General features: G+C 52.9%; 10 protein-coding genes. 6 read left to right on the forward strand and 4 right to left on the reverse strand.

The genetic code is table 11. The features are described 5' to 3' along the window. Positions 1-123: 123 nt before the first annotated feature. The 4 genes from WCC56_RS20680 to WCC56_RS20695 form a co-directional block, all read right to left on the reverse strand. Complete coding sequence (locus WCC56_RS20680) at positions 124-390, reverse strand: immunity protein (protein ID WP_424694191.1); 267 nt, start codon at positions 388-390, stop codon at positions 124-126. 52 nt (positions 391-442) lie between these two features. Beyond that, on the reverse strand, positions 443-1,885 hold the full coding sequence (locus tag WCC56_RS20685) for an S-type pyocin domain-containing protein (protein ID WP_424694192.1): 1,443 nt from the start codon (positions 1,883-1,885) through the stop codon (positions 443-445). 426 nt (positions 1,886-2,311) lie between these two features. Next, on the reverse strand, positions 2,312-3,154 hold the full coding sequence (gene nfo / locus WCC56_RS20690; protein ID WP_424694193.1) for a deoxyribonuclease IV: 843 nt from the start codon (positions 3,152-3,154) through the stop codon (positions 2,312-2,314). A 70-nt stretch (positions 3,155-3,224) separates the two neighbouring features. Next, positions 3,225-4,283: a YeiH family putative sulfate export transporter gene (locus WCC56_RS20695; RefSeq protein WP_424694194.1), complete on the reverse strand. Its 1,059-nt coding sequence runs from the start codon at positions 4,281-4,283 to the stop codon at positions 3,225-3,227. A gap of 159 nt (positions 4,284-4,442) precedes the next feature. On the opposite strand from WCC56_RS20695, the gene yieE reads away from it, so the two are divergent. The 6 genes from yieE to cirA form a co-directional block, all read left to right on the forward strand. Further along, positions 4,443-5,309 (forward strand): DNA-binding transcriptional regulator YeiE, encoded by an 867-nt coding sequence (yieE, locus tag WCC56_RS20700; RefSeq protein ID WP_424694195.1) that lies wholly within the window; start codon positions 4,443-4,445, stop codon positions 5,307-5,309. 193 nt (positions 5,310-5,502) lie between these two features. Next, positions 5,503-6,972: an amino acid permease gene (locus WCC56_RS20705; RefSeq protein WP_424694196.1), complete on the forward strand. Its 1,470-nt coding sequence runs from the start codon at positions 5,503-5,505 to the stop codon at positions 6,970-6,972. A 137-nt stretch (positions 6,973-7,109) separates the two neighbouring features. Further along, complete coding sequence (locus WCC56_RS20710; RefSeq protein WP_424694197.1) at positions 7,110-8,237, forward strand: ABC transporter substrate-binding protein; 1,128 nt, start codon at positions 7,110-7,112, stop codon at positions 8,235-8,237. A 15-nt stretch (positions 8,238-8,252) separates the two neighbouring features. Beyond that, positions 8,253-9,335 carry a FecCD family ABC transporter permease gene (locus WCC56_RS20715; RefSeq protein WP_424694198.1) on the forward strand — a complete coding sequence of 361 codons (1,083 nt, stop codon included), beginning with the start codon at positions 8,253-8,255 and terminating at the stop codon, positions 9,333-9,335. Continuing rightward, positions 9,332-10,120, forward strand: a complete 789-nt coding sequence (locus WCC56_RS20720; RefSeq protein WP_424694200.1) for an ABC transporter ATP-binding protein — start codon at positions 9,332-9,334, stop codon at positions 10,118-10,120. Before WCC56_RS20715 ends, WCC56_RS20720 begins: the two co-directional genes overlap by 4 nt. 164 nt (positions 10,121-10,284) lie before the next feature. Then, positions 10,285-12,040, forward strand: a 1,756-nt coding sequence (cirA, locus tag WCC56_RS20725; protein WP_424694199.1) for a catecholate siderophore receptor CirA, incomplete at its 3' end; no start/stop codon positions are given.

A 12,040-nucleotide genomic window follows, 5' to 3' on the forward strand; every position in this document is an offset into this window, starting at 1 on the left:
GTCTATCTATCCTGGGATAATCCATGAATAGGCCAAAAAATGTGACAAAATCTTCAACACTTTCATTTTTAATGATCTCTTGTAATGACATTGATTTTACCTTGGCTGAGGAGAGTGCATATCTTAAGAAAAATTACTCAAGTCATATTTTTTCTCAGTGACAAATTTCGGTTCTTTCCAGTTTGGGCCTTTCGCTACTTTTCCATTATCATCGATAAATATCTCTTTTGCGAATAAGTTATGAAATGTTTTTAAGAACTCACTGCTTATTATTACTTCAAACCTGTACTTGGTATACAGTCTGTCTATATTTTGATAACTTAAAATCAAACCAAAAAATGTGACAAAATCCTCTACACTTTCGTTTTGAATGATTTCTTGTAGTGACATTAAAATTTCCTCTGATATGGTCCATTAATTGTGGCTATTTGCTAAGAAATGCTTAGTCTATGTAAATAGGTTGTCCTTTTTCATTTATCTTATAGTCCTCCAAGGATGCAGTATGCGTGCTATTCCAGACAGCAGACTGCTCTTCAGTATTTCCACGCACTTCTCCATCCTTAATACCAAGATTTCTGTATCTTTCCAGCTCCCTAATCTCATGAGTGTAAAAACGCTTGTCGGTGTCTGTTACCTGTAACTCACCTTTAAGGATTTTTTCCAACCGACTAATCATCATCTGATTCTCATTCTCTGACTCTTTAAATCGTCCTGTATGCAGCTTCACTTTGTCCACACCGGCTTTGTCTATGTTGGCTGTTCGCCAGTCCAGATTTTGGATCGGGCCGCCCGCTTTATCCGTGTGGTATTCACGCCCGCTATATTCACCCCTGGCATTGGTTTCCCCATAAGGATTGCTCAGCACCACATAAATGGGCACCACGCCCGTGCCATCAGCATTGGGCTGCCAGTAAATAAAGTCCTGAAGCCCATCAAAACTTGGCATCGGCGTGGTGGTGATCACAATATTTTCGGGTATCTGAACTTCCACCCCAGTATGGGATGGGGTTATTGGAACAGGATTTGAATTACCGGTGTCAGGCGGGGCGGTTGGCGTGGTCGGAACAGGATTGATTAATATTTCACGTGAGGGAAGACCTGGCATGGCGGGCAACGTTATTCGATCCAGCCCGCTGACTGGGTCCCGGACAGCCGTAAGGACTTGCACGGCTTTAGGTAATCCGCCCTCCGTGGTTTTCATTAATTTTAGGGCAAGTTGGCCATTACTGAGTATCAACTGACCACGCACCGGCAATTCGACGGTCTTAGATCCCAGTGGCAAACGATGCTTTTGCGGCAACATGAGTTTGGCAGGATAACTAAACAGAGCGGCGACATCTCGCCCTGGTACCAGATCACTGCCTTTGCCTACTGATGCTGAGAAAAATACTGTGGAGGCGGCAGCCAGCATGGGACCTGCTGTACTGGCAGTTAGCAAGGCAGCACCGCGGCTAATTGCCGAAACAACAGAGTTAAAAACTTCCCCCGCTAAAGTCAGCACGCCTTCGCCTGCCACAGAAAACTGTATTCCTTTCGTAATCTGATTTAAAGCCAATACGCCTGAAGAGTTAAGTAAATTCGTCGCTGTAGCAATTTGGTCAGGAGTATATTCTGGTGCTGGCTGAAACCCGGTCAGAATGTTTACTGCGGCAATTTTTTCAAATGGACGGGCATAGCATATAGCTATGCCTTTTCCATCAGGTCTGTCCATGACCCACTCCTGTCCAAGTGTATTAATCTCAGTCAGATAACAGAGTTTATTTTGTGACTTAAATTTGAACTTCCCGTTTCCAACGTGTTCAGCAAGGCTTTCGCTTCGGGCGGGAATGTTTTTAACAGCATTGTTTTCGATCTTCTCATTTTTTTCGTTATTACTTCCATTCATATAAAACTCCTTTTCATTGAAATCGATTGAGCGACCATTACTGAAGCTAATGCGGATATTTTAATGATAAGGGCTGGGGGCGTGTCTAATGTGATCGGAGTCAATGTTGTAATTTAAGAAAGATTTATAGAGGTTTTCTACAAACACTTACCTGATAATCTCTGCAGTGTGAGATTATTAAATGTTGATTGAGATGATTGCTGGGCTTTTTTTAAGGGATTTTAAGATAAATTACGCAACGGCACTGTTATTTGAGGTGAATTGAAAATCCCCCTGAGAGATAGCCTTTCCAGAAATACCCATCTTGCAAAAATGAAGCCATTAAAAAGGCCGATCGTCAGATCGGCCTCTCTCAAACAGTTAACTCTTTATCAGCCTACCAGCCAAAATGCCGGTCTGGGAAGATTTCACGAGCAATAAACGGCATTAAACCTGCTCTGACTTCAGCCAGGCAATCTCATCCTTCCAGATATCCGGGTTTACGGTTTCCAGAATCATCGGGATGCCGTCAAAACGCGGGTCCTTCATCATCCAGCTGAATACCGTCTTGCCGATATTGCCTTCGCCAAGGCTGTGGTGGCGGTCAACGCGGCTGGCGAACTCGCTCTTGGCATCGTTCAGGTGCATGCCACGCAGATACTGGAAGCCGACAATGCGTTCGAATTCAGCGAAGGTGTTGATGCACTCTTCTTCGGTACGCAGATCGTAGCCGCCAGCGAAGGCGTGGCAGGTATCGATACAGACGCCAACGCGGGATTTATCTTCCACGCCGTCAATGATCGCCGCCAGATGTTCGAAGCGGAAGCCCAGGTTGCTGCCCTGACCGGCGGTATTCTCGATCACTGCGGTAACGCCTTTGGTTTTATCCAGTGCGATATTGATCGACTCCGCTATGCGTTTCAGGCAGGCCTCTTCTTCAATCTGGTGCAGGTGACTGCCGGGATGGAAGTTCAGCAGTGACAGGCCCAGCTGCTCGCAACGTTGCAATTCGTCCAGGAAAGCATCGCGGGATTTCTCCAGCGCTTCAGACACCGGGTGGCCCAGATTAATCAGGTAGCTGTCGTGCGGCAGGATCTGCGCGGAGCTGTAGTTATACTTCTCGCAGGCTGCACGGAAGGCGGCAATAACCTCATCAGTCAGCGGGGCTGCACGCCACTGGCGCTGATTTTTGGTAAACAGCGCAAAGGCAGTGGCTTCGAGTTCATGTGCACGCAGCACCGCTTGATCCACACCGCCAGCCGCGCTGACGTGGGCACCGATATATTTCATGCCGTTCTCCTGTTATTTGGCCTGCATCTAAGGACGCGAGCGGGCAATGATAACCGAGAACGGCCTGAAGTTATGACAACAAATGCTGGATCAGCAGGTTAATCGCGCCACCGCCAACCATCAGCCAGATAAACAGCACCAGACCCAGTAACAGTGGCTTGAGCCCGGCTTTTTTCAGTGAGCTGAACTGCGTGGTCAGTCCCAACGCGGCCATGGCGGTAGCCAGAACAATATTGTCTATCTGATTCAACGTGTTAACCACTGACTGCGGCAGCAGGTGCAGCGAGTTGAACATCGCCACCGCGATAAACACCAACGCAAACCATGGGAAGGTTAATTTGCCCTGGCTGCTGCTACCGGCAGGCGCGAGTTGGCGAACTCTGGCACTGAGCACCAGCAGGAACGGGGCCAGCATCATCACGCGCAGCATTTTAGCAATCACTGCTGCATTCTCTGTGTCCGGGCCGACAGCATGTCCGGCAGCCACAACCTGTGCCACTTCATGCATCGTTGAGCCGGTAAAGACGCCCCAACTGCCCGGCGTGACTGAACTGAATACTGACGCCATTAGCGGATAAAGCAGCGGATAGATAAAGATTGCCAGCGTGCCGAAAATCACCACGGTCGCAATAGCTACCGCCACTTTAGAAGCCTCCGCTTTTATCACCGGTTCAGTGGCCAGGATGGCCGCCGCGCCACAGATGCTGCTCCCTGCGCCAATCAGCCAGACGGTATCGCGATCCAGCCCAAATACCCGGCGTCCCAGCCAGCAGGCAAGGAAGAAGGTTGAACTCAGTGTCAGCACATCTATTAGCACGCCACTGATGCCGACGTCGGCGATTTGCTGGAAGGTCAGGCGGAAGCCATAAAGGATAATCCCCAGACGCAGCAGCTGTTGCTTAGCCAGTATCACGCCCGGGCCGCAGTTCGAGGCAAAACGAGGATAGAAGGTGTTGCCTGCGATGATCCCGGCAACGATAGCCAGCGTCAGCGCACCAAGGCCGAGCGCGGCAATTGAAGGTAAGGTTGCCAACCAGGTTGCGCCCGCTGCCAGCAGTAGGGCTAACAGTAATCCGGCTGCATAACGAGCAGGCTGAAGTTTTGGGTGGTGCAGAGTCATTATGTTCATGGCAAGCTCCTTTTCACTACAGACAGCATGGAGAAAAGTGGCTTAAAAGAGAAATTGATTATATATTTATAATTAACCACTATAAGTGATAAACAAAAAGCCTGAACCAGGGGTGGCGAAGTCAGCCAGATAGGGCAGGGCGGCCATTGAGGAGCAACAATGCACATTACATTACGCCAGCTTGAAGTGTTTGCCGAAGTGCTGAAAAGCGGCTCAACCACTCAGGCTTCTCAGGTGCTGGCGCTGTCGCAGTCGGCGGTCAGTGCTGCACTGGCCGATCTTGAAGGCCAGTTAAACGTGCAGCTTTTCGATCGTGTGGGTAAACGTCTGGTGGTCAATGAGCATGGCCGCTTGCTTTATCCCCGCACGGTAGCGCTGCTTGAACAGGCGACAGAAATCGAGCAACTGTTCCGTGAAGATAACGGCGCGCTGCGCGTGTATGCCAGTAGCACCATCGGCAACTATTTACTGCCGGGCATGCTGGCAGGCTGGCGCAAGGATTATCCCGATTTGCCGCTGGAGCTTAGCGTCGGTAACAGTCAGGACGTGATCACTGCCGTGGCGGACTTCCGCGTGGATATTGGGCTGATAGAAGGCCCTTGTCACATGAGCGAAATCATCAGCGACCCCTGGCTGGAAGATGAGCTGGTGGTCTTTGCTGCGCCAGATGCGGAGATTTTTGCCCAGCCAGTCACGCTGGAAACTCTGGCTGCCGCCTCGTGGATCCTGCGTGAGCACGGTTCAGGGACCCGCGAGATCGTTGACTATCTTCTGCTGTCGCATTTGCCACAGTTCAGGCTGGCGCTGGAGCTCGGCAATTCTGAAGCGATCAAACATGCCGTTCGCCATGGCATGGGGATCAGCTGTCTTTCACGGAGGGTGATCGCCGAGCAACTGGCCGTGGGGACCTTAAAAGAAGTGAGGGTTCCGTTGCCGAAACTTAAGCGTACGCTTTATCGAATTCACCATAAGCAAAAGCACCTGTCGAAGTCTCTACTGCGCTTTTTAAGTTACTGCACCGAATAATAATTTCTCTTAAGGTGCCCTTTCCTGGCAGGGGAGAACGCCTGTTCTCCTGCCTTTTTTAGGGGAAAAGACGCTGAAACTAATAATTCGGCGGCGATCATGAACCTATCTTATAACGTGGCGGAATCACTAGGCGAGCCCGGTCAGTTTGCTACAATCGCGCCTCATTTTTCCAAGGACGCAGCATTTCAAGATGGTTCAGGACACAAAAACAACAGAACAACCTGCGCTAAGGCGTGAATTAAAGGCACGTCATCTGACGATGATCGCAATTGGCGGATCGATCGGGACGGGCTTATTCGTGGCCTCCGGCGCCACCATTTCTCAGGCAGGCCCTGGCGGCGCGCTTCTCTCTTATATGCTGATCGGCCTGATGGTTTATTTCCTGATGACCAGCCTCGGCGAACTGGCGGCCTTTATGCCGGTTTCTGGCTCCTTCTCGACTTACGGTGCCAACTACGTGGAAGAGGGCTTTGGCTTCGCGCTGGGCTGGAACTACTGGTACAACTGGGCGGTGACCATTGCCGTTGACCTTGTGGCTTCCCAACTGGTGATGACTTACTGGTTCCCGGACACGCCAGGCTGGATCTGGAGCGCACTGTTCCTCTGCGTGATCTTCCTGCTGAACTACATCTCGGTAAAAGGCTTTGGCGAAGCGGAATACTGGTTCTCGTTAATCAAAGTGGTCACCGTTATCGTCTTTATCATCGTGGGCGTGCTGATGATTGTTGGCATCCTGCGCGGCGGCGAAACCGCTGGCTGGCAAAACTGGCAAATTGGCGATGCTCCGTTTGCGGGCGGCTTCTCAGCGATGATCGGCGTGGCGATGATCGTCGGCTTCTCTTTCCAGGGAACCGAGTTGATTGGCATCGCCGCTGGAGAGTCTGAAGACCCGGCGAAAAATATCCCTCGCGCTGTGCGTCAGGTGTTCTGGCGTATCCTGCTGTTCTACGTGTTCGCCATTCTGGTGATCAGCCTGATCATCCCTTACACCGATCCCAGCCTGCTGCGTAACAACGTGACCGATATCAGCATCAGTCCATTCACGCTGGTCTTCAAACACGCTGGTCTACTCTCTGCGGCTGCGGTTATGAACGCCGTTATCCTGACAGCTGTACTGTCAGCCGGTAACTCAGGCATGTATGCCTCAACGCGGATGCTGTTTAACCTGGCTCGTGAAGGTAAAGCGCCGCGTATCTTTGGCAAACTGTCTGCAGGCGGCGTGCCGCGTAATGCGCTGTATGCCACTACCGTTGTGGCGGGTCTGTGCTTCCTGACCTCGATGTTTGGCAATCAGAGCGTCTATATCTGGCTGCTGAATACCTCGGGCATGACCGGCTTTATCGCCTGGTTGGGCATTGCTATCAGCCATTACCGCTTCCGCCGTGGCTATGTCGCGCAGGGACTGGATTTAGCTGACCTGCCGTACCGTTCTGGTTTCTTCCCGCTGGGCCCAATCTTCGCCTTCGTGCTGTGTCTGATCATTACGCTGGGACAGAACTACCAGGCCTTCCTGTCCGACCGCATTGACTGGTACGGCGTGGCCGCAACCTATATCGGTATTCCGCTGTTCCTGATTATCTGGTTCGGCTTCAAGCTGACGCGGAAAACCCGCTTCGTGAAGTACAGCGAAATGGAATTCCCGAAATACGACGGCAAGTAGTTAGTCCAAAAATGAACAAGGCGCGGATCCCGCGCCTTTTTTGTTTGTAAGGAGTTATTACAAATATTATTGATAACTATTATCATTTGTTTTATTGTTAGCGCCGTTACTTTTTTTTCTTTGCTAAGGAGTCAGGCGTGGAAAATTTAAGCGGGTTAGTGGTAAAAAAAATCGCCGTTTCATTGGCGCTGTTTGCGCTAACGGCAGGCAACAGTTGGGCTGCCACCGTGACAGATATAGCCGGACGAGAAGTGACTCTCCCGGAAAAGACCGACAGGATCCTGCTGGGGGAAGGGCGTTTGTTTTATGCCGTTTCACTGCTCGAAGGTCAAAAGCCCGTCGACCGCATCGTTGGCTGGCAAGGTGATTTCCGCAAACTGGATACCCAGACCTACGCGGAATACCGTAAAAAATTCCCAAAAATTGATAACATTCCCCTGATTGGCAACACCACAGCCGACAGCATCAGCCCGGAAAAAGTGCTGACGCTGAACCCTGACGTGGCGATTTTTGGCCTTTCAGGTCATGGGCCAGGCCGCAGCAGCGAGCTGGTCAGCCAGCTGGAAAGCGCCGGTGTGCCGGTGGTGTTCATCGATTTCCGTGCCAATCCGCTTAAAAATACCGTTCCCAGCATGCGGGTGCTTGGCAAAGTCCTGCACCGCGAAAAAGAAGCAGAAAATTACATCAGCTTCTATCAGCAGAACGTCAAGCGGGTAACCGACATCACCAGTAAGATTGCCGCCGCTGACAAGCCTTCCGTCTTTATTGAACTGCGCGCAGCGGCGATGCCCGAATGCTGCGGCACCGTTGGGAAAGGCAATATGGGCGACTTTATCGATCTTGCCGGCGGCAACAATATCGCCCGCGACCTGTTACCTGGCCCGCTTGGCACGGTCAATCTGGAGAAAGTGATCGCCAGCCAGCCGAAGATTTACATCGCCAGCGGCGGTAAAGCGCCTGGTGCCGCAGGGCCGGGCATTCTGCTGGGTGCTCAGGTCAGCAAGCAGGAAGCGCAAACCAGTCTGGCGACCGTGCTGAAACGCACCGGGATCGCTCAGCTGGATGCAGTGAAAGAAGGACGCAGTTACGCTATCTGGCATAATTTTTACAATTCACCGTATAACATCCTGGCTATCCAGGCGTTTGCCAAATGGTTCTACCCCGAGCAGTTCGCTGACCTGGACGTCGCCGCCACCGAGAAACAGCTTTATCAGCAGTTTCTGGCGGTGCCGCCAACGGGCACTTACTGGACTGAAACCGAGTAATTACAGGTATTGAGAATGAGTGTGACCCACGATCCGGTGCAGTATGCCGAAAAGTCCCAGACCGAAGGCGTAATGGGCCGTTATCATCATATGTTGCGCCATCGTCTGCTGATGATGAGTGTGCTGGTGCTGGCGATCCTGGCCTCGCTGGTGCTGGACTTTACCCTGGGCCCGTCCGGCCTGACGCTGGACACCTTGTGGCATACGCTGCTTTCACCGGAGTCGGTGGATGCCGGGACGCGCGTTATCGTCTGGGATATTCGCCTGCCTTACGCCCTGATGGCGGTAGTGGTGGGTCTGGCGCTGGGTCTGGCGGGTGCAGAGATGCAAACCATCCTGAATAACCCGCTGGCCAGCCCGTTTACGCTGGGCGTTTCCTCTGCGGCTGCCTTTGGTGCCGCACTGGCTATCGTGCTCGGTATTGGCATTCCGGGGATCCCCGATCAGTGGTTCATCTCTGCCAACGCCTTTGTCTTTGCGCTGTTTGCCGCCCTGATGCTGGACGGCGTAACGCGCTGGACAAGGGTAGCGACCTCGGGCGTGGTGTTATTTGGTATCGCGCTGGTGTTTACCTTTAATGCACTGGTGTCGATGATGCAGTTCATCGCCAGTGAAGACACGCTTCAGGGCCTGGTGTTCTGGACCATGGGCAGCCTGGCGAGAGCCTCCTGGGACAAACTGGGCGTGCTGACGCTGGCCTTTGCCATTCTGGTGCCGTTCTCGATGATGAGTTCGTGGAAGTTGACCGCACTGCGCCTTGGCGAAGATCGCGCTGTCAGCTTCGGTATTGATGTCCGCCGTCTGCGTCTTGGCACGCTGCTGCGCATCAGTATTCTTTCCGCGCTTGCCGTGGCCTTTGTTGGTCCGATTGGTTTTATCGGTCTGGTAGCGCCGCACATCGCCCGTATGATCTTTGGTGAAGACCACCGCTTCTATCTGCCAGCCAGTGCGCTGACCGGTGCGCTGGTGTTGTCGATGGCCTCCGTCGTGTCTAAAAACCTGATCCCTGGCGTGATCATCCCGGTTGGCATCGTCACCTCTCTGGTGGGCGTGCCGTTCTTCCTGAGTATTATTCTGCGTCATCGGGGGACTGTCTGATGGAAGGTTTACGGATCAGCGGTTTCCATGCCGGATACCCGAAACGCAAAATTATCAGCGACCTGAATGTGCCGCTGCTGCCGCGAGGCAAAATCACCGTGCTGCTGGGGCCGAATGGCTGTGGCAAATCTACGCTGCTGCGCTCGCTGGCCGGTCTGAACCGTGCCGAAGGTGAAGTGTGGCTGAACGGCACGGAACTGATGTCGCAGCCGTTTGCCCGCCGGGCGGAGAAAGTGGTGTATCTGCCACAGTCACTGCCTGCTGGCGTGCATCTGCATGTGCTGGAGTCGATCATTGTGGCCCAGCGCGCGTCTGGGGGCCGTAGCAGCGCCGCCAGCGAAGCCGAAGTGATGTCGGTGCTGGAGCAATTGGGCATTGCGCATCTGGCCTTAAGCTACCTGGACCAACTTTCCGGTGGGCAGAAACAGCTGGTGGGTCTGGCGCAATCCTTAATTCGTCGGCCCGAACTGTTATTACTGGATGAGCCACTCAGCGCACTGGATTTAAATTACCAGTTCCATGTAATGGATTTGGTACGCAGGGAAACTAAGAACAGAAATATTATTACCGTGGTAGTGGTACACGATATTAATATCGCCCTGCGCCACGGTGAACACGTATTAATGTTGCAGAACGGGGAATTAATTGCCGATGGCTTACCGGAAGAGGTGATCACTCCGGCCAGCCTGGCAAGAGTCTATGGCGTGAAGGGCCGCATCGAGCGCTGCACGCAAGGAACCCCGCAGGTGCTGATAGATGGCCTGGTGACGGAACCCATGCTGTAATTATTCTGTCTGGCAAGACAAGCATGAAAGGGCGGAATTATTCCGCCCCAAATAAATAAGCAAACCGGAGCATACCGGGATAATTAAGCAGAGAAACTCTGCGGTTTTTGTGTGAGCAAAAGGTATGGATAACACTTTTTAAGTTGCGCCTCATGGAGAATAGCATGTTCAGGTTGAATCCCGTTGTCCGCTGCGGGCTGTGCGCTTCTGCGCTGGCCTTCACTTTTCCGGTAACCGCGGAAGAGTCGGAAAGGAAAGAAGAAACAATGGTTGTTACGGCTTCTGCCGTGGAAGTAAATTTAAAAGATGCCCCCGCCAGTATCAGTGTCATTACCGCTGAAGAGATTAAGCGTAAACCGGTGCAGAACCTCCGGGACGTATTACGTGAAGTGCCTGGCGTTCAACTCACCAATGAAGGGGATAACCGTAAAGGCATCAGCCTGCGTGGCCTCGACAGTAGCTACACCTTGATCCTGATTGACGGCAAGCGGGTCAACTCCCGCAATGCGGCCTTCCGCCATAACGACTTCGATTTAAACTGGATCCCCGCTGATGCCATTGAGCGTATTGAAGTGGTGCGTGGCCCGATGTCGTCACTTTATGGTTCTGATGCGCTGGGCGGCGTGGTGAATATCATCACCCGCAAGGTCGGCAAAGCCTGGCACGGCACCCTCAGTGCGGATACCACCGTGCAGGAACACCGGGACCGGGGAGACAGCTACAACGGTAACTTCTTCACCAGCGGGCCGCTGATTGACGACTTGCTGGGCGTGAAGCTCTATGGCAGCCTCGGCAAGCGCGAAAAGGATGCGCAGCAGGCGTCTGCTACTTCTACCACCGGCATGAGCCCGCGCATTGAGGGCTACACGGCTCGCGATGGCAACGTGGAGTTCTCACTGACACCGACCGACAACCAGGATATGACCTTCGGTTACGGCTTCGATCGTCAGGATCGTAATTCCGACTCGCTGGATAAAAACCGTCTGGAGCGGCAGAACTACTCTGTCGGCCACGATGGCCGTTGGGGATGGGGGAACACCGAGCTGCGCTTTTACGGTGACCAGGTGGATAACTACACTACCGGGCAGAACATCATTGCCAAAAATAACTCGCTGGATGGCAAACTGATCCTGCCGCTGGGCGATATTAATCAGCTGCTGACCTTTGGCGGCGAAGTGCGTCACGACAAGCTGGAAGATCCGGTTAACCTGACCGGCAGTGGCTCCACTTCAGCCAGCCAGTACGCTTTGTTTGTGGAAGATGAATGGCGGATCTTTGACTCCCTGGCGCTGACCACCGGCGTGCGTATGGACGATCACCAAACCTATGGCGATCACTGGAGCCCGCGCGCTTATCTGGTTTATAACGCCACCGAGACTGTTACGGTGAAAGGCGGCTGGGCCAACGCCTTCAAAGCGCCTTCATTGCTGCAGCTGAGCCCGGACTGGCAGACGAATTCCTGTCGTGGCAGCTGCTCCATTGTCGGCAGTAAAGACCTTAAGCCGGAAACCAGCGAGAGCTTCGAACTGGGGATCTACTACGCCGGAGAGGACGGGCTGCTGGAGGGCGTGACCGGAAGCGTGACCGCTTTCCAGAACAATATCGACGATATGATCGACATTGCCCGTACCGCTTCGACCAGTCTGGCACCAGGCTACAGTAACTTCGTCGGTTTCGATGAAAATGGCCGGCCAACGTTCCGCTATTACAACGTGAACAAAGCACGGATCAACGGGCTGGAAACGGAACTGAAGATCCCATTTGATGACGCCTGGAAGCTGACGCTGAACTATACCTACACCGACGGGCGTGATTTAAGCGGAGGCGGCAATAAACCGCTGCAGGAGTTGCCGCTGCACACGGCCAACGGCACGCTGGACTGGACGCCATTACAGGACTGGTCGTTCTATCTGCAGGCTA

Source organism: Erwinia sp., from assembly GCF_049696395.1.
In the GTDB taxonomy this organism is placed as follows: Bacteria; Pseudomonadota; Gammaproteobacteria; order Enterobacterales; family Enterobacteriaceae; genus Erwinia.